The sequence below is a fragment of the Thiomonas sp. X19 genome (assembly GCF_900089495.1).
Classification (GTDB): domain Bacteria; phylum Pseudomonadota; class Gammaproteobacteria; order Burkholderiales; family Burkholderiaceae_C; genus Thiomonas_A.
In genome coordinates this window covers 605,266-628,012 of sequence record NZ_LT605203.1, presented here as the reverse complement: position 1 = coordinate 628,012, position 22,747 = coordinate 605,266, and the positions used below count along the sequence as shown (strand labels likewise).

Here is a 22,747-nt window from a genome sequence, read left to right as displayed (position 1 = left end):
AGACAGGTAAGTCAGCATAATTGTTACTGAATGTCATCAATCCATTTTTCTGACTTGTTACTGACGTTTCCTGGTCAAGATTCTGGGGTAAGAACAGGAGATTATTGATGCTTTAGTCAATGCAGCTTGAACAAAATTGGCAGGAATCGGGGCACGCTCGGACACACACAGGCACACACAGAGACGCAAGAGCCCTCATGGTTCGTGACAGGCCGCCCAATGCGTCTGTTGGAGTTGCCCTGCCGCAGTTCTGCACGGCCGTGAAGACCGGCGGCAGTCGAGCATGCGGCCTATTTTGGCCATGGCGCGCTCAAGCGAACCTTGAAGCTGGCCCAGCGCTACACGCTACAGCAACTCGCGCAGCCGGTACCACAGCATGCCCAGCACCAGCGCCGGGGTGCGCAGCAGGTCGCCGCCGGGGAAGGGGCGGTGGCGCAGGCGGGTGAAGAGGTCGAAGCGCTCGGCCTGGCCGGCGATGGCTTCGGCCGCCAACTGCCCGGCCAACCCGGTGAGGGCCAGGCCGTGGCCGGAGAAACCTTGCAGGTACGCGATGTCGGGCGCGATGCGGCCGAAGTCGGGGGCACGGTTCATGGTGATGTCGACGAAGCCGCCCCAGGCGTGGGTGACGCCGACGTCGGCGAGTTGCGGGAACACCCGCAGCATGCCCTGGCGCATGGCGGCGGCGAGGTCGCGCGGCGACACGGTGGAGTAGCTGACGCGGCCGCCGAACAACAGGCGGTCGTCGGCCGCGAGGCGGTAATAGTCGAGCACGAACTGGTTGTCGCTGACACAGGCGCGGTTGCGGATGAGCGCCTGGGCACGCTCGCGCCCCAGCGGCGCGGTGGCGATGATGTAGGTGCCCACGGGCATGATGCGGCGCGCAAGCTGCGGCGCCACCGCGCCGAGGTTGGTGTTGCCGGCGAGCAGGATGTGGTCGCAATGCACCTCGCCTTGCGCGGTACGCACCCGCGCCCGGCCTCCGGTGCGCATCGAAGCAGGTAACTGGATCTGGTCCTGCGCACCAGCCGCGGCTTCCCCCTTGCCGGATTCGACCGTGAGAACCTCGCTGCCCTCGTGAAGGATGGCGCCGGCCACGCTGGCGGCACGCGCCAGGCCCAGGGTGTAGTTGAGCGGGTGGAGGTGGCCGCCGAGCGGGTCCATCACCCCGGCGCAATAGCGCTGGCTGTCGATCAGGTCACGGGTGGCGGCGCCGTCCAGCCATTCGAGGTGGTGCGCGTCGTAGCGGGTTTGCATGTGCTCCACCCAATGCTGCAGCGCGCGGGCCTTTTTCGACGTGACGGCGACGGTCAGCGCTCCGGGAGTCCAGTCGCAGTCGATGGCGTATTGGGTGATGCGCGCCTGCATCAGGCGCAAGGCTTCGAGCGACATGTTCCAGGCGGCATGTGCCGCGGTCTGGCCGAGCTGCTGTTCGAACGGCCCCATCTCGCTGGCATAGCCCGCCAGGGCCTGGCCACCGTTGCGGCCAGACGCGCCCCAGCCCGCGCGCATGGCTTCCAGCACCACCACCTTCATGCCGCGCCGCGCCAGATCCAGCGCGGCCGACAAGCCGGCCAGTCCGGCGCCGACGATGCACACATCCGCCCGCACCGTGCCCTCCAGTGGTGCGTGGCTGGGCGCGGCGCGGGCGGTGGCCTGGTAGTAGGAATGCTCGACCAGAGCCTGAGACTGCTGCTGCAGGCGCATCATGACTTGGCCGCCGCGGCAGCATGCCCAGCGGCAGCCAAACGCGCGCAGAGGTAGGTCCAGACGCACACGGCGGCGGCGTTCGAGGTGAGTTCGGCGTGGTCGTAAGGCGGCGCCACTTCGACGCAGTCCATGCCGATCAACGGCAGTGGCAAGACGCAAAGTTCTTCGAGCAGGGTGAGCACTTGGCTGGTGCTCAGGCCGCCGGGTTCGGGCGTGCCGGTGCCGGGGGCGAAGGCTGGGTCGAGACAGTCGATGTCGAGCGTCAGATACACCGGTGCTGCGGCTGCCTGCAGGCGCTGGGCGATGTCACGCACCACGCCGGCCAGCTGCGCCGCGCCGTCGAGCCCGCGCAATGCGCGCGCCGTGAATACGCGCCCGCCGATGGCGTTGACGTACTCGCGCGCCTCGCGCTCACCGGCCGAGCGGATGCCCACCTGCACGAAACCCTGCGGCACGACCAGCCCTTCCTGCACGGCCTCGTAGACCCAGGTGCCGTGTCCGGAAGGCTCGCCGAAATGGTCGGCCCAGATGTCGCAATGGGCGTCGAAATGCAGCACGGCCAGCGGCTGCCCATGCACCTTGCGCGCCGCGCGCAGCAGCGACAAGGTGATGGAGTGATCGCCGCCCAGCCACAGCATGTGCTGGCTGCGCATCAGCGCTTCGGCCTGCGGTTCCAGCGCCGCGCGCATGGCGACCAGACTGGTGTTGGGCAGGTGCAGGTCGCCGTGGTCTTGCAGATCGGCGCTTGGGGATGTTGCAACACCATGCTCGGCGGAGGCGAGATCGAACAAGGGATGGGTGGCGTCGCACAGCATGGCGCTGGCCTGACGGATGGCGGCCGGGCCGAAGCGGGCGCCGGGGCGGTTGGTGGTGGCGCCGTCCCAGGCCACGCCGGCCACGCCGAATGGGGTGGCGCCGCCAGAAGCGGAGGCGGCGCCGAGGAAACGCTGTTGCGCGAGAAATGCGAAGCCGTGTTGCGCCATGATGATTTTGAGTGGGGATGTGAACGAGTTCGGCAACACCGATGCGCGGTTGAATGCACACATTGACTGCACACAAAGCGGACTGGAGAATAGGCCATATTCTGGCAATTCGAAGGGGCCATTTCCGGGAATGGATGCGGGGCCACTTCGGCGCCCATGCGCTTGCGCACGGCTGAGCCAGTTCGCCCAGACTCCCTGCCTGCCAACGCGTCAGCCCTTGCATGAACACCCTCCTCGCTCCGAGCACCGACCACACGCCCGAACGCATCGCGCGCTTTTTCGCGGCTGAATCGGCCCGTTTCCTCGCCAACCATCCGCAGTCGCGCGCGCTGCATGCGCAGGCTGCGCGTCATTTCCTGTTCGGCGTGCCGATGCACTGGATGGCCGACGCGCCTTCGCCCGTGCCGCTGTTCGTCGATCGAGCTCAGGGCGCACGTTTGTGGGATGTGGACGGGCACGAGCTCATCGACTTCTGCCTTGGCGACACCGGCGCGATGTTCGGCCACAGCCCGGAGCCGGTGGTGCGGGCGTTGGCCGAGTTTGGCGGCGACGGTGCCACCACCATGCTGCCGTCCAGCGTGGCGCTGGACGTGGCCGCGCTGCTGGAGCGGCGCTTCGGCTTGCCGATGTGGCAGTTCACCGCCACCGCCAGCGACGCCAACCGCTTCGTGCTGCGTTGGGCGCGCGCCATCGCCCGGCGTCAACACATCGTCGTGTTCAACGGCTGCTATCACGGCACGGTGGACGATGTGTTCGTCGATCTCGCGGCCGATGGCAGCACCCACGCCCGGCCCAGCCTGCTCGGCCAGGTGCACGATCTCGCCGCCTTCACCCGCGTGGTCGAGTTCAACGATCTGCCCGCGCTCGAAACCGCGCTGGCTGCGGGCGACGTGGCCTGCGTCATCACCGAGCCCGTGCTCACGAACATCGGCATGGTGTTGCCCGACCCCGGTTTCATGGAGGCCGTGCGTGCGCTCACGCGTCAGCACGGCGCGCTGCTCGTGCTGGACGAGACCCACACCATCTCCTGCGGCCCCGGCGGTTACACCCGCGCTTGCGGCCTGCAGCCCGACATCCTGGTGCTGGGCAAACCGATTGCCGGCGGCACGCCGGGTGCGGCCTATGGCTTCAGCGCCGAAGTGGGCGCGCGCATGCAGCAGGCCAAGGGCGCGGCGGCTCCGGGGCATTCCGGCATCGGCACCACGCTATCGGCCGGTTTGCTCACCTTGCGCCTGATGCGCGCCATGCTTGCCGAGGTGATGACCGACGCCGCCTATGCCCGCATGTTCGCCACCGCGCAGCGCGTGGCCGATGGCCTGGAGGCGGTGATTGCCAAGCGCGGCCTGCCCTGGTGCGTGACCCGCATCGGCGCGCGTTGCGAATGCCAATTCGCGCCACAGCGGCCGCGCAACGGCAGCGCGGCTCGCGCCGCTTTTCGCGACGCGTTGGAAGCCGCCCTGCAGCTCGCGCTGCTCAATCGCGGCGTGCTGCTCACGCCCTTCCACAATATGGTGCTGGCCTGCCCGGCGCACACCGCAGCCGACGCCGACCACCTCATCGCGGCATTCGACGACGCCTTGGAGGCGCTGGCCGCGGCTTGAAGCGCCCCTGCCTAGGGCCTGATGTAGGCGAAGCCGGCTTTTTCGAGCTGCATGATGCGCACCACGCCGGCCGGCACGATCACGGCTTCGGGCACCAGCACCGGCATGTGACCGATCTTTTTCGCCATGGCTTCCATGGTGTTGTGGCAGGCGTCGAACTCGATGCCTTCGGCGTTCTGGGCGGCGATGCGATCGCCCACCGGGCTGTCTTTCAAGAACATCTTCAGCCCCGGGCCGAAGGCGACGATGATGATGCGCACCTTTTCCTGGCCGAAGTAGTCGAGCACGTTTTGCGCATTGTTGAGTGCAAGGTTCCACAGCGCCGGATTGTCATCGTCGATCTGCAGCACCAGCTTGTATTGGGCAAAAGGCAGGTCGTGGATGAAGGTCGGCTTGTCGAAGTTGAAATCTTTCAGCATCGACGGATTGGCGGCCTGGGCCAGGCCCAGACCGCCAAGGGCCAGGCTCAGCGCCAGCAGTGCGTGGCGCAGCATGCGCGTCCAGTTGTGTGTGTTCATGATTGTCTCCTCGCGAACGGGTGGGTTGGGCCCCTGTTTGTCGTGGCACGCCAGGGGTCCGATGCGTGCAGCAAGCGGCGACAGCCGGAGCGGCTCGAGATCTCTGCCCCGATCGTCCCGGCCCGAATCAAAGTTTGGCGACCGGCAGGCCGCGCCGCACCCACGCGCTCATGCCGCCTGGGTATTCACGCAGGCCCATGATGCGGTCGAGCACGAATCAGGTGCCGGCGGCCGGGCATCCAGCAGTGGCTTGCGCGCCCGCTGCGCCGCCTGCACTTGTGCGGTGCTGGCCAGGAGCTTCGGGCTGGGCGGTTCGGCCTTCCATTGGCTGGAGGTCATGGCGGCGATGGCGTCGGTATCCACCGGGTAGCCAGCGGCGATCCAAGCATGCGTGCCGCCGTCGAGCACCGCAATCTGCCCGGCCGTGGGCAGCAGAAAGTCCACCTGCTTGCCGTCGATGTCACGGTTTTGCTGCAACCCCCAGAAATTGACCGAAAGTGCATCGATGATGTGGCCGCCCACCACATCGAGCCCTTTCTTGCCATTCACCGTGGTGAACTTCGGGTCGTCCGACAAGGTATTGAGCGCCCCCAGGGTCGGCTCGCCGACCCGCCCCCCGTGGGGGTCAAGGAAACTTGGGGCGGCCTGGCGTTTCCTTGAGAGGTTGTCACGAATATCGACGACCTGCACCTCCTTGACATGGGCATTGAGCCATAGCGGCGTCGCCAGCGGGCCGGGCAACACCCCGGCCTGCGCCCATCCGCACAAGCCCAACGCAGCCGCGCCGGCCCAAAGTCGCCACGGCTTGCTCCATCGTTTCATCGCCATGTCCGTATTCATGAATGTGAGCGCATTCTCCGGTAAACATGCAACAAGTCCAACATATTGTTTCGATGGAACCAAACAGTTTTGCCGATGGATTGCGCCGCGTCAAGCCTGGCATACACCCCCATGCATGCCGGCGCGCCGGCGTTGGATCGTCCCAGGGGACGGCGTGGCTGCAGCCGCGTCGCCCCTCAGTTGTTGCGTTGCCTGGGAACGTCCGCGCTCAGGCGCACGGCGGCGCTTGAAGGCGCTTGCGCGCCTGCGCCGCCACACCATCGCGCAGCGCCCAGCGCATCAACGGCACGGCGGTGCGCAGCGCGGCGCGGGTGAGGGCGAGTTGCAGCGGGTGCGGCGCCGGCAGGGCGTAGAGCTGTTGCGCCCAGGGCGGCAGCAGCGCGGTGGCGGCGGTCATCATCAGATGCAGCGGCACGGCGCTGAGCCGTCCGCCCAGTGCCGCCTGCAGGCGCTGCATCGCACTTTCGGTCGCGGACTGGCCAAGCGGCTGGCGCGACATGCCGCGCAGCATGCGCAAAATGGCCTGCGGGCGGGCGCCACCTTCGAGTTCGGGCCGATAGCTCTCCACCTGCGCCAGCAGGCCGGCCCAGTCGCGCGGCACCTCGGTGGCACCGAGGGCCAGCGGCACGCGCGCCATCTCGGCGACATAGGCGTCGCGCTCGCGCAGCGACAGTGCCGCCGGCTCGGTTGATTGCGAGCCGGCGGAGATCGCCGGCATCAGCCAGTCGTGAGCGTTGACGAAGCTGTAGACCTCGGCGACGTGGATGAAGCTGAGCAGATGCGGGTCGTCGGCCGAGTAGCTGCGGCCATCCGGCGCGGTGCCGCGCACCTGGGCGTGGATGGCGCGCACGCGCTCCACCACGCCCTGTGCGGCGGCGCTGGGGCCGTAGGTGGTGGTGGCGATGAACAGCGCGGTGCGATGCAGCCGGCCGCGCAAGTCGTCGCGGAAATCGGAGTAGTCCCACACCGCGGCCAGCGCCAGCGGGTGCAGTGCCTGCAGCAGCAGCGCGCCGATGCCGCCGGTCATCATGGCGATGAAATCGGCATGCACGCGCCAGGCCACCGTGTCGGGGCCGAACCAGCCGGGGTCTCCCACGGGCTGGGTGAAGTCGAGCGCGGCGCGGCTGTCGCCGGCAAGGCTGCGCACTTGCCGCGCCAGCGCCTGGCGCAAGGGGGATGCGAGAGTTTCAAGCATGGGGGTATTGTGACGCTGGGTCTGTCCGGCAGGGGGACCAGATGACGAACGACCCTTACGGCCGCCCGGTTCCTGCCGCCTTCACCCTTGTTGCATCAACTGGCGCGCAGGTCGATGCCGAGCCAGTTGCGCAAACCACGTCCACCCGCCGCAGTGACGCTCACCGCGCGGCTGTCGAGGTGGTGCCGCACCCAGCCCAGTTCCAGGCAGCGGCGGTAGATCGCCACGCCGGTGGGGCCGCTGAGGTGATGGCGGCGCTCGCTCCAGTCGATGCAGGTTTTCGACACGGGCTGACGGCGCAAGACGCGCACGTCCAGGCCGAAGTCTTCCAGCAGGTGGATGCCACTGGGGCTGAAGCGGGCGATGTCGTCGTCGATGCACAGGCCGTCGCGCGCGATCAGCGCGTCGCAGAGTGCCACGCCCAGGCGCCCGGCGAGGTGGCTGTAGCAGGTGCGCCCGGCTTGCAGCAACGGATCGACGCGAGAGGTCGCCACGCGCGCCGGCTCGCCCACCAGCGCGGCGATGCGGGCGATGTCGAGGTCCTGGGTCATCGTGGGTCTCCGGCACATGCGGTTGGCGATGCCGTGATTGTGGTCGCAACACGCGCGGCACACTTCGGCGCGCGCCGAAGCCTGGCGCAACGTATCGGCCGACGATGGCGGCCTGTCCACGTAAACCTCATGCGCCATGCCCCGCAACACCACCACGCACACCACCACGCCCACCAATCGCCGCATCATCCTGTTCATTCTGTGCCTGGCGGTGCTCATCGCCCAGGTGGACACCTCGGTGGTCAATCTGGCGGTGCACGCCATCGGCGTCGGCCTGCACGCGCCGCTGCCGGCGCTGCAGCGGGTGGTGGACGGCTACAACCTGAGCTACGCCGCGCTGCTGATGAGCGGCGGCACCCTGGCCGATCGGCTCGGCCGCCGCCGCGTGCTGCAGGCGGGCGCGGCGGTGTTCGTGCTCGGCTCGCTGCTCGCCGGGCTTGCGCCCAATGTCGCGGCGCTGATCGCCGGGCGCGTGCTCGCCGGCATCGGCGCCGCGTTGCTGCTGCCCGCCAGCCTGGCGCTGATCCGCGTGATCTGGGCCGACCCGCACGAGCGCGCCCACGCCATCGGCGTGTGGGCCGGCACCAACGGCGCGGCGCTGGCCATCGGCCCGACCCTGGGCGGCTGGCTGATCCAGACGGTGGGCTGGCGCAGCGTGTTTTTGCTGATCGTGCCGTTGGGTCTGGCGGTGCTGGGGTGGGCGCCGCGCGCCATTCCCGAATCAAGCGATGCGCAGGGGCGGCGCGTCGATCTGTCGGGTCAGTTGTTCGGCGGGCTTGCGCTGATCGGGCTGACGGTGGCCGCCATCCTGCATCGTCTGATGCTGCCTGCCCTGGGTGTGGCGCTGCTCGCCGCGCTGCTGTTCGTGCACGCCGAGCGGCGCACGGGCGCAGGAGCGATGATCCCCTTGCCGCTGCTGCGCAACCGCCGACTGGCGGCAGTCCATGGTGTGGCGATGGCGATGACCTTCGGCATGTACGGCGTGCTGTTCCTGCTGCCGCTGAACTGGTTGCGCGGTGGCGTGCTCGACGCCACCGGCGCGGGCTTGGCGCTGTTGCCGATGTCGCTGGCCTTCGTCGCGCTGTCGCACCGTTCCGGGCCGTGGAGCGTGCGCTTCGGCACGCGCCGCCTGATGGTGGGCGGCATGGGGCTGATCGGCGCGGGCATCGCCGTGCTGGCGTTGACGCATGCGGGGCAACACCTGTGGCTGGCCGAAGCCGGCTTGTTCCTCACCGGCGTGGGCATGGCCTTGAACACCGGGCCGGTGCTGGCCAGCGCCGTGGCGGCGGTGGAGCCCGCCCGCGCCGGCACCGCCTCGGCGATGATCAACACCGCGCGCATGGTCGGTGCAACCTTGGGAGTGGGCGTGCTGGGCAGCGTGTTCGCGGCGAGCAGCAGCGCGGGCGCGGGGTTCAGCGCGGCCATGGTGCTGGGTGCAGGTGTGGCGCTGGGCGGCGCCTTGCTGGCCTTGGTCGCTCAGGCCTGAGGTTACGAATTCCGGCTTGCGGGGTCCGACCCCAAGAGGAGCCACTGGCATGCAGCGGATGCCGCCGCCCGCTTAAAGCGCCTTGCGATACACCACGAACCCGGACTTCTCGGCGACCTGGTCGTAGAGCCGCATGGCGACGTGATTGGTCGCGTGCGTGAGCCAATACACGCGCTGCGAGCCCGCTGCCGCTGCGCGTTCATACACCGCCTGGATGAGGGCGCGGCCGACTCCCTGGCCGCGCGTCTCTTCCTGGGTGTAGAGGTCTTGTAAGTAACAAGTAGGCGCAATCAGCGTGGTGCTGCGGTGAAACAGGAAGTGCACCAGGCCGAGCAATTGGCCGTCGCGCTCGGCAACCACGGCGTGCATGGGCTCGGCTGGGTCGAGAAAACGCGCCCAGGTGATTTGGGCCATGTCCGGCGGCAGCGCCGTTGGCCCCGTGCGGCCATAGAACGCGTTGTAGCCATCCCAGAGCGGCTTCCACTGGGCGTAGTCGTCACTCACGACGGGGCGTAGCGTGAAGGCTGGGGGCATCGGGAACGCCTCGTGGTTGGAGCAACGGGTGCCGCGACCGGCACCCGGCTTCAGGTCGATGGGGACGACGGGGGCGGCGCATCCAGCGCCGCGCGCAGCGCTTCGCCCACTTGCTGCGGGTTGGCGCGGCCGCCGCTGGTCTTCATCACCTGGCCGACCAGGGCGTTGAGCGCCTTGGCCTTGCCGGCGCGGTATTCCTCGACGTTCTTCGGATTGGCTGCGAGCACGGCGGCGACCGCTGCGGCGATCGCGCCGGTGTCACTCACCTGGCGCAGACCGCGGGCTTCGATGATGGCGTCCACGTCCTTGGCTTCGCCTGCGCCGTCGCAACGAAACCCTGCGTCCCACAGCGCGGCGAACACCTCGCGCGCGGTCTTGCTGCTGAGCGTGCCGTCCTGCAGGCGGGTGATGAGCTGGCCGAGTTGCGCCGCGCTCACGGGCGAGGCGTCCAGCTCCAGCTCGGCGCGGTTCAGATGCGCCGCGAGTTCGCCCATGATCCAGTTGGCCGCCAGCTTGGCTGCATGCGATTCATCGTTGCGGCCCCCCATCGCATGCAGGCAGGCCTCGAAGTACGCGGCATGGGCGCGGCTTTGGGTGAGGTAGGCCGCGTCCTCCGCGGGCAGGGCGTGGTCGCGCATGAAGCGCTCGGCCATCTGCCCCGGCAGCTCGGGCAGACTGGCGCGCACTTGCTCGATCCACGCGGGGGCAATGACCAGCGGCGGCAGGTCGGGGTCGGGGAAGTAGCGGTAGTCGTGCGAATCTTCCTTGGTGCGCATGGTGCGTGTCTCGCCGCGGTCGGGGTCGAACAGGCGGGTTTCCTGGCGCACCGTGCCGCCGTCCTCGAGCAGCTCGATCTGGCGCTGCGCCTCGTAGGTGATGGCGCGTTCGAGAAAGCGGAAGCTGTTGAGGTTCTTGATCTCGCAGCGCGTGCCCAACGCGCCACCCGGGCGCCGCACCGAGACGTTGGCGTCGCAGCGGAACGAACCCTCTTGCAGATTGCCGTCGCAAATGTCCAGCCACATCACCAGCGCATGCAGCGCGCGGGCGTAAGCGGCGGCCTCGGCGGCGCTGCGCATCACCGGCTCGGTCACCACTTCGAGCAGCGGCGTGCCGGCGCGGTTGAGGTCGATGCCGGTGGCGACGCCGCCTTCGAAGGCCAGGCCGTGGATGGACTTGCCGGCGTCTTCCTCCAGATGCGCGCGGGTGAGTTGCACGCTGCGCAGCTCGCCATTGAACAGGAAGGGCACGACCCCGCCCTGCACCACGGGAATCTCGAACTGGCTGATCTGGTAGCCCTTGGGCAGATCGGGGTAGAAGTAGTTCTTGCGCGCGAACACCGATATCGGCGCGATGGTGGCGTTGATGGCCAAACCCAGGCGGATGGCGCGTTCCACCGCGGCGCGATTCGCCACCGGCAGCGCGCCGGGCAGCGCCAGGTCGACCACGCTGGCCTGGGTGTTGGGGGCGGCGCCGAACGCGGTGGGCGCGGGGGAAAACATTTTCGACGCCGTGGACAACTGCACATGCGTTTCCAGGCCGATGACGATTTCCCAGGAGCTGGCGGGGTTGCTGGACATGGTGATGGGCTCAGAGGGTGTGAATGAATCCGGCGTGGCCGAGCAGGGCGCCCAAACGGTTCCAATCAAGGCGCCAAGCACAGCCGTGCCTGACGGCACGGCACGCATTGGCAACGCCGAGTGGGGCCGTTTGGGCGGGATGATCGGGCATGGTGGATTTGTTCACACCCTCTCAGAGGATTGCGGGGCGCGGGCATGCCAGTCGGTGGCGCGCTGGAACTGGTGCGCGGCGTGCAGCAGCCGCTGCTCGCCGAAGTGCGGGCCGATGAGTTGCATGCCGACCGGGCGCCTGGCATGCGCGCCCTGACCGAAACCGACCGGGATGCTCATGCCCGGCAGGCCGGCGAGACTGGCGGGCAGCGTGTAGATGTCGGCCAGGTAATTGGCCAGCGGGTCGGCTTTTTCGCCGAGGTTCCACGCCACGGTGGGCGACACGGGGCCGGCGATCAGATCGCACTGCTGGAACGCGGCGAGAAAATCGTCGGCAATCAGGCGGCGGATTTTTTGCGCCTGCAGGTAGTACGCGTCGTAATAGCCGTGCGACAGCACATAAGCGCCCATCAGGATGCGGCGCTTGACCTCCGGGCCGAAACCCTCGGCGCGGCTGGCGGCGTACATCTCGGCGAGGTCACGATAGTTCTCGGCGCGGTGGCCGTAGCGCACGCCGTCGAAGCGCGAGAGGTTGCTCGACGCCTCGGCCGGGGCGACGATGTAATAAGCCGGAATGGCCAGTTCGGTGCGCGGCAGGCCGATGTCCAGCAATGTGGCGCCCAACCGCTCGAGTTCCGCCAGCGCGGCGCGCACGGCCTGCTCGACTTCGCCCGCCAGGCCGTCGGCGAACCACTCGCGCGGCAGGCCGAGGCGCAAGCCGGCCAGCGGCCGCGCCGCATCCGCGCCCGGCAAGGGCGCGTCCAGCGCCTCGGTGTAGCGGGGAATCTCGCGCCGCACGCTGGTGGCGTCGGCCGAGTCGAAGCCGGCCATCTGCTGCAACAGCGCGGCGCAGTCCCAGGCGGTCTGCGCGATCGGGCCGGCCTGGTCGAGGCTGGAGGCGAAGGCAATCATGCCGTAACGCGAGCATAGGCCGTATGTGGGTTTGATGCCGGTGACGCCGCACATCGCCGCGGGCTGGCGGATGGAGCCGCCGGTGTCGGTGCCGGTGGCCGCAGCCACCAGGCGCGCGGCCACCGCAGCGGCCGAACCACCGGAGGAGCCGCCGGGAATGGCGGCATGGTCCCAGGGGTTGCGTACCGCGCCATAAGCCGAGTTTTCGTTGGACGAGCCCATCGCGAACTCGTCCATATTGGTCTTGCCGATGGTCACCATGCCGGAGTCCCCCAGACGTTGCACCACGGTGGCGTCGAACGGGCTGAGGTAGCCGGCCAGCATCTTGCTGCCGGCGGTGGACGGCATGCCGCGGGTGACGAACACGTCTTTGTGGGCGATGGGCAGGCCGAGCAGGGAGCGGTTGTCGCCGCCTGCGCGAGCGGCATCGGCAGCGCGGGCCTGCGCCAACGCGGGCTCGGCGGCGACATGCAGGAAAGCGCCAAGCTGGGCCTGCGTGTCGATGCGGCGCAACTGCTCCTGCACCAGTTCGACGCTGGACATTTTGGTGGCGGCCAATGCGGCGGCCTGCTCGCGCAGGCTGGCGCTGGCGATGTCGGTGGCGGTGTCGGCGCGGCTCATTCCAGCACCCGTGGCACGATGAACATGCCGTCCTGCGCCGCCGGGGCGTTGGCCAGCACGGTGGCGAGGATGTCGGGCTGCACCGGCAGGTCGTCGCGCAGGCGCAACGGCAATTCCATCGCCGCCGATAGTGGATGCGCCAGCGGCTCGACACCCGTGGTGTCCACCGCGCGCATGCGCTCGACGATGGCGAAAAAGTCGTTGATCTGGGCCAGCATCGACGTTTGCTCCGCGCTGCTCAGGCGCAGGCGGGCGAGCGTGGCGATGCGGTCAATGTCGCTGGGTTGCAGGGGCATGGCGAAGGGGTGCGGCGGGTTTGGCGTGACCAGTGGCGAACATCGAAGCCCAAAGCGCTGCGGCTGGCTCCGTGCTGCGGGAAAACGAACATTCTACGGGGCGGCATCCGTTAACATGGCGGGATTGCCCACGGCAAAAATCCTGCGCCACGTCGGCTTTTTTGTTGCTTTTTTCAAACACACCCAACACCACAACCGCCATGTTCGGACTTTTCCGTCGGTATTTCTCCACCGATCTGGCCATCGATCTCGGTACGGCCAACACGCTCATCTATGTGCGCAGCAAGGGCATCGTGCTCGATGAACCCTCGGTGGTCGCCATCCGCCATGAAGGCGGCCCCAATGGCAAGAAAACCATCCAGGCCGTGGGCCGCGAAGCCAAAGCCATGCTGGGGCGCGTGCCGGGCAATATCGAAGCCATCCGGCCGATGAAAGACGGCGTGATTGCCGACTTCACCGTGACCGAGCAGATGCTCAAGCAATTCATCAAGATGGTGCACGAGACCACGCTGTTCAAGCCGTCGCCACGCATCATCATTTGCGTGCCCTGCGGCTCCACCCAGGTGGAGCGCCGCGCCATCCGCGAATCGGCGCTTGGAGCCGGTGCCAGCGAGGTCTACCTGATCGAAGAGCCGATGGCCGCGGCCATCGGCTCGGGCCTGCCGGTGAGCGAGGCCAGCGGCTCGATGGTGGTGGACATCGGCGGCGGCACCACCGAAGTCGGCGTCATCTCGCTCGGCGGCATGGTCTACAAGGGCAGCGTGCGGGTGGGCGGCGACAAGTTCGACGAGGCCATCCTCAACTACATCCGCCGCAACTACGGCATGCTCATCGGCGAGCCCACGGCCGAGGCCATCAAGAAGGAAATCGGCTCGGCCTTCCCCGGCTCGGAAGTGAGGGAAATGGAAGTCAAGGGCCGCAATCTGAGCGAAGGCGTGCCGCGCAGCTTCACCATTTCCAGCAACGAAATTCTCGAAGCCCTGACCGACCCGCTGAACCAGATCGTCTCGGCGGTGAAGAACGCGCTGGAACAAACCCCGCCCGAACTCGGCGCCGACATCGCCGAACGCGGCATGATGCTCACCGGCGGCGGCGCCCTGCTGCGCGACCTCGACCGCCTTCTGGCCGAGGAAACCGGCCTGCCGGTGCTGGTGGCGGAAGACCCGCTGACCTGCGTGGCGCGTGGCTGTGGCATGGCGCTGGAGCGCATGGACCGGCTCGGCACCATCTTCACCTCGGAGTGAAACCGGCGGCCGTGGAGCGGCCGCCGGGCCTCACGCGCCCATCGCCCACGGCTCGCATCCGCCTGCGCCGCCTGATCCGCTGCCTCGCTGCCCGCTGAACCGGCAACCGTCCTGCAATGGCTTATCAAACCCTGGAGCGAGCCCCGCCGCCGTTTTTCCGGCAGGGTCCTTCCGCGCTCACGCGCCTGGCGTTCTACGCCGCGCTGTCGCTGCTGCTGATGGCGATGGATGCACGCTGGCACCTCGTCACGCCCTTGCGCCAGATCATCGCCACCGCCATCGAGCCTGCGGTGCAGGTGGCGCGCGCCCCGGTGCTGGCGTTGGGCGCCGTGGCGGAGCATTTCGAGTCGTTGCAGGCGGCGCAACGCGATGCCCAAGCCCAGCGCAAGGCGAATGTGCAACTGGCGCTCAAGGCTGAACTCGCCAGCCAGTTGCAAGCCGAAAACGCCAGCCTGCGCGCCCTGCTCAAGCTGCAGCGCAGCGTGCCGATGCGAACCACGGCGGCGGAGATCGTGGCCCAGGCCAGCGACCCGTTTTCGCGCAAGCTGTTCATCAACCGCGGCAGTCTGGCCGGCATCGAGCTGGGCTCGCCGGTGATGGATGAGACCGGACTGCTCGGCCAGGTCACACAGATCGACCCGCTCGGCGCCCAGGTCACGCTGGTGACCGACCGCGATTCCGCCGTGCCGGTGGAAGTCGCGCGCGACGGCGAGCGCGGCGTGCTGGCGGGAGACGCCGACGCCACCAGCGGCGGGCTGGAACTGCGCTGGCAGGCCGCCGACACCACCGTGCGCGCGGGCGACATCCTGGTCACCAGCGGGCTCGACGGCATCTACCCCGCAGGCCTGGCGGTGGCGCGCGTCATCGAAGTGCAGCGCCGACCCGACGCCGCCTTCGCCCGCGTGCTGTGCGCGCCGCTGGCGCATGTCAACGGCGGCCGTCATGTGCTGGTGCTCAAGCCGCTGGCACCTCTGGCGCTGGCGCCCGCGGCCGAAACCGCCAAGACCCGCCGCGCCGCCGCGCGCCCATGAGGCCGGCGCCAGCGTCCATGTCCATCGGCCCTTTCCTCAGACGCCCATCCGGCACCCCAGGCACCGAGAGCACCGGCCGTGGCGAAGTGCTGCTGCTGGCGGTGCGGCCCTGGTTCATCTGGGGTACCTTGCTGGCCGCCTTGCTGGTGGATTTCCTGCCGCTGGGCCGGTTGCCGTGGCTGCCGGACATTCTGGCGCTTGTGCTGGTGTTCTGGGCCGTGCACCAGCCGCGCCGCGTCGGCATCGGCGCGGGTTTCGCCCTCGGCTTGCTGGTGGATGTGCAACAAGGCGCGCTGCTGGGTCAACACGCCTTGGCCTACACCTTGCTGGCGTTTTTCGCCGTGGCGCTGCACCGTCGCCTGCAGTGGTTTTCCCTGCAGCAGCAAGCATTGCAGGTGCTGCCGCTGTTCGTCGCGGCCCAGGTGCTGCAGTTCGTCGTGCGCATGATGGCTGGCGCTTCGTTTCCAGGCTGGGCATTTTTCCTCGCTCCGGTCCTGCAGGCCGCCTTGTGGCCGGTGGTGAGCTGGCTGCTGCTGGCACCACAACGGCGCGCACCCGACACCGACCAGAACAGACCTTTATGAGTGCCCCTAGAAGTCCGCTAGCGGACTCCCCCCGAGGGGCCAAGGAAACTTGGGGGTTGAGAGCCGCGGCTCCAAGCCTGCCAGTGCAGGCTTGGACGGCACGAAGGCCAGCCGACTCTGGCGGCTGGCGGCCCGGCGTTTCCTTGATCTCCATGATTCCACGCCAACGAACTTCGGCGCGACTTGCGGCACCAATCCGGGTGAAACATGTACTTGCCCGTCCTGGACGCTGCGGCTGCGCGCCCGCGTTTTTCCCCACGGGCCATGCGCCATGGCTGAGCTGAAGAACGTCGAACGCGAGTTGTCGCGCTTTCGCCGCCGGCTGCTCATCGCCACCCTGGTGGTGGTGCTCAGCTTTGCCCTGCTCCTCGGCCGCTGGCTGTGGCTGCAGGTCATCCGCCACAGGCAGTATTCGCTGCAGGCGCAGGACAACCGCATTGCCATCGTGCCGCTGGTGCCCACGCGCGGGCTCATTCTCGACCGCAACGGCATTCTGCTGGCCAACAACTTCGCCGCCTACACCCTGGAAATCACGCCCAGCAAGACGCGTGGACTCGACGCCACGATTGCCGCGCTGCGCGCCATCCTGCCCATTTCCGCGTTCGCGGAAAGACGCTTTCGCAACCTGCTGGGCATGAGCCGCAGCTTCGAGCCCACACCCATCCGCGACAAGCTCACCGACGCCGAGGTGGCGCGCTTCGTCGCGCAGCGCTTTCGCTTCCCCGGCGTGGATGTGCGTGCGCGGCTGTTCCGCAACTACCCGCTGGGGGCGCTGGCCAGTCACGCCATCGGCTATATCGGCCGCATCGGCCCCGCCGAGCAGGCCCGGATCGCCGAGGGTGACGACGCGGCCAACTACCAGGGCACCGACCACATCGGCAAAACCGGGGTGGAGCTGCAGTACGAGGAGCAACTGCATGGCGTGACCGGTTTCGATGAAGTCGAGGTCAACTCCGTGGGCAAGCCGGTGCGCAAGCTGCGCAGCTTTCCGGCGGTGCCGGGGAGCACGCTGGTGCTGTCGCTCGACATCCGCCTGCAGAAACTGGCTGAAGACCTGTACGGCCAGCGCACCGGCGCCTGTGTGGTGATGGACCCGCGCAATGGCGAAGTGCTGAGCTTCGTGTCCATGCCGACCTACGACCCCAACCTGTTCGTCGAGGGCATCGACCCCGAGAGTTGGAACGCACTCAACACCGACCCGCGCAAGCCCCTGCTCAACCGCGTGCTGCGCGGCACGTTTCCACCAGGCTCCACCTACAAACCCTATCTGGCGATGGGGGCGCTCACCCTGGGCATCCGCACGCCGAACTATGTGCTGAACGACCCCGGCTATTTCATGCTGGGCAACCACCGCTTCCGCGACGACAAGCCCGGCGGCCATGGTCGGGTGGACATGCACAAAGCCCTGTCGGTGTCGTGCGACGTCTACTTCTACATGGTGGCGAACGACTGGGGGGTGGACGGCATGCACGACTACACCCGCAAGTTCGGCTTCGGCCAGCACACCGGCATCGACCTGCCCGATGAGGCCCGGGGCCTCCTGCCGTCGAAGGCCTGGAAGCGCCGCGCCTACAAATTGCCGGCGCAGCAGCGCTGGTTCCCGGGGGAAACCATCAGCCTGGGCATCGGCCAGGGCTACAACAGCTTCACCCCGATTCAGATGGCGAATGCCCTGGCGACCATGGCCAACCATGGCACGCGCCTGAAGCCGCGCGTGGTGAAGCTGGTGGAGGACATGAAAACGCGGCGCTTCGCACCCACCGCGGTGGAGGTGGCCGAGCGCATCAACCTGCCGGATGCGATGTGGCAAGTGGTGCACGACGGCATGGTGGGCGTGAACACCGAAAAGGACGGCACGGGTTACGCCGTGTTCAAGGATGCCCCTTACACCAGCGCCGGCAAGACCGGTACGGCGCAGGTGTTCACCGTGGCGCAGAACCAGAAATACAACGCCGCCGATCTGTCGCGGCATCTGCTGGACCACGCGCTCTACATCGTCTATGCCCCGGCGGAGAACCCCACGGTGTGTGTGGCGCTGATCGTCGAGCACGCCGGCTGGGGGGCGGAAGCCGCAGCGCCCATCGCGCGCAAGCTGGTGGACTATCACTTGCTGGGGCTGTACCCGACGGAGGCCGAGATCGAGCAGATTTCCGGCGCCAAGCCGAAGCCGGTGCAGTTCCAGTTCGCCGGCGGCAAGAACGGCGTGCCCGCGGTGCCGGGCGCCAAGCCCCAGGCGCCCACGGCGGCGGCCTCTGCGGCTGCGGGCGCAGGCGTCGCCAGCACGCGGCCGGCGGCGGCAGCGACGCGGGTTGCGAAGCCATCGCCAGGCGCGCCCGGACGCCCGGGCCAGAACCCGGCCCACGCTCCTGCATCGCCGTCCTCGACCCAAGCCCAGGACGATGTGATCCAGCCCTGGCCTGCGCCGGCCGCGTCAACCGCGGCATCGCCTGCGGCATCACCCGCCGCCCACACCCAGCGCACCGCGTTCGACGCGCAGTGCGGCGGACGCTATCCGCGTCCAAGCTGTCAGCCGGGCCCCCTGTTCACACGCTTCGGCGCGCGGCACGACAACCCCGATGCCGACGAGGGAACGCGCCTGTGAGCACAGTCCGATCGACCACAGCCCCATTCGGGGGCGCCGAGCGAAGCCCCTGCCGTCCGCAGCACGGGCAGGCCCTGGCCCTGCAGCGAGGAGTGCACCGATGAACGCCGTCTTCAATCGCCCGCCCTTGTGGCGCCGGCTGCAGCCTTACATCACGGGTTTCGACGGCCCTTTGCTCACCGGGCTGCTCACGCTGGTGGCCATCGGCTGCGTCGTGCTGTTTTCCGCGCTGCAGGGGCAGAACATCAGCTTTGCCGACCAGCTGCGCAATCTGGCCGTGGCCTTCGTCGTGCTGTTCGTCGTCGCCCAGGTTCCGCCGCAGCGGCTGATGCAGATCGCGGTGCCGCTCTACACCTTCGGCGTCGCGCTGCTGATCGCCACCGCCATGTTCGGCCTGGTGCGCAAGGGAGCGCGGCGCTGGCTCAACGTCGGGGTGGTGATCCAGCCGTCCGAAATCATGAAAATCGCCATGCCGCTGATGCTGGCGTGGTACTTCCAGAAACGCGAGGGTTTCATCCGTCTGAGGGACTATGCCTTCGCCGGCCTGCTGCTCGCCATCCCGGTCGGGCTCATCATGAAGCAGCCCGACCTCGGCACCGCCATGCTGGTGCTGTCCACCGGGTTTTTCGTCATCTTTTTCGCCGGCCTGTCGTGGCGCGTGCTGGCGCTGCTGGCGCTTGCCGCGGCGGGCACCGCGCCGGTGCTGTGGCACTTCATGCACGACTACCAGCGCCAGCGCGTGCTCATGCTGCTCGACCCGCAGGCCGACCCGCTGGGCACCGGGTTCAACATCCTGCAGTCGATGATCGCCATCGGCTCGGGCGGGGTCTGGGGCCAGGGCTATCTGCATGGCACCCAGGCGCACCTGAACTTCGTGCCCGAATCGCATACCGACTTCGTCTTCGCCGTGCTGGCCGAGGAATGGGGCCTGGCCGGGAACATCGCGCTGTTGCTGGCCTATCTGTTTTTCATCGTCCGCGGGCTGATGATCGCCGCCGCCGCGCCCACGCTGTTCTCGCGCCTGCTGGCCGGCTCCATCACCATGATTTTCTTCACCTACGCCTTCGTCAACATGGGCATGGTGTCGGGCATCCTGCCGGTGGTCGGCGTGCCCCTGCCTTTCGTCAGCTACGGTGGCACCGCGCTGGTCACGCTCATGCTGGGCACCGGCATTCTGCTGTCCATCGCCAAGTCGAAGCGGCTGGTGCAGAGCTGATGCCGCTGCGCCGTCCCAGGCGTGCCGCCGTCCAGCGCGGCGGCTCGCCCTGGGCTTGGTGCATCAAGGCGTGCTGGAACTCTCGGCCCGATCCGCCGCCTGGCGCGACCACAGTGGCTTGAGCTGCGGCAGCAACCGGGCGTATTGGGCCCGAATGCGCCCCATCTCTTGCTCCTGCCCGGCGATCAGACCCTGTTCCTGCTGGACGAGCAATTTGTTTTCCTCGAACTTGTTGCGCAGCTCCTGCGGGTAGTTGCCATCCGGGTAGAACAACGCTTCTTGCTTCAGGGTCTTGAGGGTGCCGGCCAGACGTTGCAGACGCTGCCGTGCCGAGACGATGAGCGACTGCGGCGTTTGCAGGTCGTTGCGCTGGGCCTGATCAAAGGCGGCACGGTCGGGAAAGCGCGTCAGCAAGGCCCGCTGCTCGCGCTGCTTGCGGCGTTGCTGCTCCTGCGCTTCGCGTTGCTGGCGGGCTTGTGCGTCCTGCTCGGCCTGCTGCTGCGGCGTGAGGATGAGGCGGCGCACGCTGCCGTCAGGGTTCAGCTCCTTGCCGCCATAGCGCAAACAGTCGGTGCTGAGATGGTCGGTCGTGACCATCACACCGCTGGGGGTGCGGCAGACGAAGATCTCGGCCCAGGCCGGCGTCGGCAACAGGGCCGGGAACAGGAGCAGCCAGAGGGCGCCGCGGAATCGCATCGAAGACTCACCTCGTGTATCAATCAGGCCTGCGCATTGTGAACCCTGCCGGGCGCTGCGCCTGCCGCGCCATGCGGGTCAAACGCAACCGGCGCACCCATGGTGCACAGGAACGCCAGCACCAGAGTCTAGGGCAGCATGCTTTCTACAATCGTCGGCATGAACCCGAGCCCCTTGCGCGTCACGTCCTTCAACCTCAACGGCATCCGCTCCGCCGGCAGCAAGGGGGTTGACGCCTGGCTGCGGCACCAGGCCTGTCCCGACTGGCTGTGCGTGCAGGAGCTCAAGGCGCTGGAGGCGGACATGACGCCCGAGCTGCGCGTGCTCGGCGGGCTGCAGGGCGCCTTTCACCACGCACAAAAGCCGGGCTATAGCGGCGCCGGGATGTATTTCCGGCACACGCCCGATGACCTGCGCATCGGCTTCGGCAGCTCCGAGTTCGACGCCGAGGGCCGCTATGTGGAAGCGCGCTACCGCCTGCCGGACGGCATGCGCCTGGCCCTGGTCTCGGTCTACTTCCCATCGGGCTCCAGTTCCGAGGACCGGCAACTGGCGAAGTTTCGCTTTCTTGCCGAATTCGAGGAGCACATGAAGGCGCTGCAGGCCCAGGGAGAAGTCATTCTGTGCGGCGATGTGAACATCGCCCACAAGGAAATCGACCTGAAAAACTGGAAGGGCAACCTCAAGAACAGCGGCTTTCTGCCCGAGGAGCGCGCCTGGATGACCCATGTGCTCGACGATCTGGGCTGGGTCGACGTGTTCCGCACCCTCAACCCGCTGCCCGAGCAATACACCTGGTGGAGCAACCGCGGCCAGGCGCGGGCCAAGAACGTGGGGTGGCGCATCGACTATCACCTCGCCACACCCGGCGTGGCGCGGCTGGCGCAGCGCGGCAGCGAATCCATCTACACCGCCGAGCGCTTTTCCGATCATGCCCCTCTGAGCATCGACTACGCCCTGGCGCTCTGACAAACGAGCGCGTCGCGCAATCAGGCCGGCAACTGCAACGGCAGTTGGTCGAGCCGGTCGAAATAGGCCGCGGCGGGGGTGGCGCGGATGGGTTCGCCGTGGTTGTAGCCGTAGGTGGCCAGCACCACGGGACAGCCGGCGCCGCCGGCAGCCAGGGCGTCGTTCTGCGAGTCGCCCACCATCAGGGTGTGGGCGGGGGCGATGCCGATCTGCCTGCAGGTTTCGATCAGCGGCATGGGGTCGGGCTTTTTGCGCGGGAAGGCGTCGCCGCCATTCACGGCAACGAAAAAGTGCAGCAGCCCCTTGATGCGCAGCAGCTCGCGCGCGTAGTGGGTCGGCTTGTTGGTGATGCACGCCAGCACCAGGCCGGCGTCGGCCAGGCGCTGCAGGCCTTCGGCGATGCCGGGGAAGGTGTTGGAGTGCTTGCCGTTGACCTCGGCGTAATGGTGCTGGTAGCGCTCGATGGCTTGGGGGTAGACGGCGTCGGCCTGCGCGTCGCTCAGGAAAATGCGCAGGTTTTGCGCCACCAGATATTCCGAGCCCTTGCCGATGCGCACTTCCACCTGCGCGCGCGTGACTTCGGGCAGCTCGAACTCGGGCAGCATGCGGTTGAGCGTGGCATGGAAGTCGCCCAGGGTGTCGACCATGGTGCCGTCGAGGTCGACGATGGCGGCGCGGATGGCCACACCATGCACCGACACCCCGGCCGTGCGCACGGCGCTGCTCATGCCGCCACGGCCGCCAGGTTGGCGCGCATGGCGTCGATCACGGCCTTGTAGTCGGGCTTGCCGAAAATGGCGCTGCCGGCGACGAAGGTATCCACCCCCGCGGCGGCGGCGGCGGCGATGTTGTCGGGCTTGATGCCGCCGTCGATTTCGAGCAGCACGTCGCGTCCGGTCTTGGCCTTGTAGGCGTCGAGCTTGGCGCGCACCACGCGGGCTTTGTCGAGCGAGCTGGCGATGAAGCTCTGGCCACCGAAACCGGGGTTCACGCTCATCAGCAGCACGAGGTCGACCTTGTCCATCACGTAGTCGAGCACGTCCAGCGACGTGGCGGGGTTGAACACCAGGCCCGCCTTGACGCCGCCGTCGCGGATCATCTGCAGGGTGCGGTCGACGTGCTTGCTCGCCTCCGGGTGGAAGGAGACGATGTCGGCGCCGGCCTTGACGAACATCTGCGCCAAGGCATCCACCGGCTCGACCATGAGGTGCACGTCGAGCGTGACCGGCGTGCCGTCGGCGCGCTTGCAGTGCGGCTTGACGGCCTCGGCCACCAGCGGGCCGATCGTCAGGTTGGGAACATAATGGTTGTCCATCACGTCGAAGTGGATGAAATCGGCGCCGGCGGCAATGACGTTGCGCACTTCCTCGCCCAGGCGGGCGAAGTCGGCCGAGAGAATACTGGGGGCGATACGGTAGGTTTTCATCGTGGCCG

General features: G+C 67.9%; 21 protein-coding genes. 8 read left to right on the top strand and 13 right to left on the bottom strand.

The window, feature by feature from the left end; genetic code table 11:
• Positions 1–345 precede the first annotated feature (345 nt).
• Together THIX_RS02975 and speB are read right to left on the bottom strand one after the other, a co-directional pair.
• Positions 346–1,707 carry an FAD-binding oxidoreductase gene (locus tag THIX_RS02975; protein ID WP_112484811.1) on the bottom strand — a complete coding sequence of 454 codons (1,362 nt, stop codon included), beginning with the start codon at positions 1,705–1,707 and terminating at the stop codon, positions 346–348.
• Positions 1,704–2,690 (bottom strand): agmatinase, encoded by a 987-nt coding sequence (gene speB, locus THIX_RS02970; RefSeq protein ID WP_112488100.1) that lies wholly within the window; start codon positions 2,688–2,690, stop codon positions 1,704–1,706. The genes THIX_RS02975 and speB overlap by 4 nt, the downstream gene beginning before the upstream one ends.
• Positions 2,691–2,911: 221 nt before the next feature.
• On the opposite strand from speB, the gene THIX_RS02965 reads away from it, so the two are divergent.
• Positions 2,912–4,291: an aspartate aminotransferase family protein gene (locus THIX_RS02965; protein WP_112484809.1), complete on the top strand. Its 1,380-nt coding sequence runs from the start codon at positions 2,912–2,914 to the stop codon at positions 4,289–4,291.
• A gap of 11 nt (positions 4,292–4,302) precedes the next feature.
• Here the strand turns inward: THIX_RS02965 and THIX_RS02960 are convergent, their stop codons facing one another.
• The 4 genes from THIX_RS02960 to THIX_RS02945 form a co-directional block, all read right to left on the bottom strand.
• Positions 4,303–4,809, bottom strand: a complete 507-nt coding sequence (locus THIX_RS02960; protein WP_112484808.1) for a hypothetical protein — start codon at positions 4,807–4,809, stop codon at positions 4,303–4,305.
• A gap of 168 nt (positions 4,810–4,977) precedes the next feature.
• A complete protein-coding gene (locus tag THIX_RS02955) occupies positions 4,978–5,637 on the bottom strand; it encodes a hypothetical protein (RefSeq protein ID WP_233224364.1) in 660 nt (219 codons plus the stop codon).
• A gap of 220 nt (positions 5,638–5,857) precedes the next feature.
• The gene (locus tag THIX_RS02950; RefSeq protein ID WP_112484807.1) at positions 5,858–6,844 is read right to left on the bottom strand and encodes an oxygenase MpaB family protein; all 987 of its coding nucleotides are present in this window, start codon (positions 6,842–6,844) and stop codon (positions 5,858–5,860) included.
• A 95-nt stretch (positions 6,845–6,939) separates the two neighbouring features.
• Positions 6,940–7,395 carry a hypothetical protein gene (locus THIX_RS02945; RefSeq protein WP_233224363.1) on the bottom strand — a complete coding sequence of 152 codons (456 nt, stop codon included), beginning with the start codon at positions 7,393–7,395 and terminating at the stop codon, positions 6,940–6,942.
• 136 nt (positions 7,396–7,531) lie between these two features.
• On the opposite strand from THIX_RS02945, the gene THIX_RS02940 reads away from it, so the two are divergent.
• Positions 7,532–8,881, top strand: coding sequence for an MFS transporter (locus tag THIX_RS02940; protein WP_112484806.1), 1,350 nt, complete (start codon positions 7,532–7,534; stop codon positions 8,879–8,881).
• A 72-nt stretch (positions 8,882–8,953) separates the two neighbouring features.
• Here THIX_RS02940 and THIX_RS02935 read toward each other — a convergent pair whose 3' ends face one another.
• The 4 genes from THIX_RS02935 to gatC all read right to left on the bottom strand — a co-directional run bounded on the left by THIX_RS02935 (position 8,954) and on the right by gatC (position 12,971).
• On the bottom strand, positions 8,954–9,415 hold the full coding sequence (locus tag THIX_RS02935; protein ID WP_112484805.1) for a GNAT family N-acetyltransferase: 462 nt from the start codon (positions 9,413–9,415) through the stop codon (positions 8,954–8,956).
• A gap of 50 nt (positions 9,416–9,465) precedes the next feature.
• Positions 9,466–10,992 (bottom strand): Asp-tRNA(Asn)/Glu-tRNA(Gln) amidotransferase subunit GatB, encoded by a 1,527-nt coding sequence (gene gatB, locus THIX_RS02930; RefSeq protein ID WP_112488098.1) that lies wholly within the window; start codon positions 10,990–10,992, stop codon positions 9,466–9,468.
• A 162-nt stretch (positions 10,993–11,154) separates the two neighbouring features.
• A complete protein-coding gene (gene gatA, locus THIX_RS02925; protein ID WP_371412869.1) occupies positions 11,155–12,675 on the bottom strand; it encodes an Asp-tRNA(Asn)/Glu-tRNA(Gln) amidotransferase subunit GatA in 1,521 nt (506 codons plus the stop codon).
• Entirely contained in the window at positions 12,672–12,971 is a 300-nt protein-coding gene (gene gatC / locus THIX_RS02920; RefSeq protein ID WP_112484804.1) for an Asp-tRNA(Asn)/Glu-tRNA(Gln) amidotransferase subunit GatC, read from the bottom strand. Before gatC ends, gatA begins: the two co-directional genes overlap by 4 nt.
• A gap of 200 nt (positions 12,972–13,171) precedes the next feature.
• Here gatC and THIX_RS02915 point away from each other — a divergent pair, with 200 nt between their 5' ends.
• From THIX_RS02915 to rodA, 5 genes are all read left to right on the top strand, one after another.
• Positions 13,172–14,215: a rod shape-determining protein gene (locus tag THIX_RS02915; RefSeq protein ID WP_112484803.1), complete on the top strand. Its 1,044-nt coding sequence runs from the start codon at positions 13,172–13,174 to the stop codon at positions 14,213–14,215.
• Between the two features lie 116 nt (positions 14,216–14,331).
• Positions 14,332–15,246, top strand: coding sequence for a rod shape-determining protein MreC (mreC, locus tag THIX_RS02910; protein WP_112484801.1), 915 nt, complete (start codon positions 14,332–14,334; stop codon positions 15,244–15,246).
• Positions 15,247–15,263: 17 nt separating this feature from the next.
• Positions 15,264–15,830, top strand: coding sequence for a rod shape-determining protein MreD (gene mreD / locus THIX_RS02905; RefSeq protein WP_112484798.1), 567 nt, complete (start codon positions 15,264–15,266; stop codon positions 15,828–15,830).
• A 271-nt stretch (positions 15,831–16,101) separates the two neighbouring features.
• Positions 16,102–18,432 carry a penicillin-binding protein 2 gene (gene mrdA, locus THIX_RS02900; RefSeq protein WP_112484796.1) on the top strand — a complete coding sequence of 777 codons (2,331 nt, stop codon included), beginning with the start codon at positions 16,102–16,104 and terminating at the stop codon, positions 18,430–18,432.
• Between the two features lie 100 nt (positions 18,433–18,532).
• Complete coding sequence (gene rodA / locus THIX_RS02895; RefSeq protein WP_112484794.1) at positions 18,533–19,648, top strand: rod shape-determining protein RodA; 1,116 nt, start codon at positions 18,533–18,535, stop codon at positions 19,646–19,648.
• 63 nt (positions 19,649–19,711) lie between these two features.
• Here rodA and THIX_RS02890 read toward each other — a convergent pair whose 3' ends face one another.
• Positions 19,712–20,344, bottom strand: coding sequence for a hypothetical protein (locus THIX_RS02890; protein ID WP_112484792.1), 633 nt, complete (start codon positions 20,342–20,344; stop codon positions 19,712–19,714).
• 159 nt (positions 20,345–20,503) lie between these two features.
• On the opposite strand from THIX_RS02890, the gene THIX_RS02885 reads away from it, so the two are divergent.
• The gene (locus THIX_RS02885; protein WP_112484790.1) at positions 20,504–21,313 is read left to right on the top strand and encodes an exodeoxyribonuclease III; all 810 of its coding nucleotides are present in this window, start codon (positions 20,504–20,506) and stop codon (positions 21,311–21,313) included.
• Between the two features lie 20 nt (positions 21,314–21,333).
• On the opposite strand, the gene gph is transcribed toward THIX_RS02885, so the two are convergent.
• Positions 21,334–22,041, bottom strand: a complete 708-nt coding sequence (gene gph, locus THIX_RS02880; protein ID WP_112484788.1) for a phosphoglycolate phosphatase — start codon at positions 22,039–22,041, stop codon at positions 21,334–21,336.
• A complete protein-coding gene (gene rpe / locus THIX_RS02875; RefSeq protein ID WP_112488096.1) occupies positions 22,038–22,739 on the bottom strand; it encodes a ribulose-phosphate 3-epimerase in 702 nt (233 codons plus the stop codon). The genes gph and rpe overlap by 4 nt, the downstream gene beginning before the upstream one ends.
• Positions 22,740–22,747: the final 8 nt, after the last annotated feature.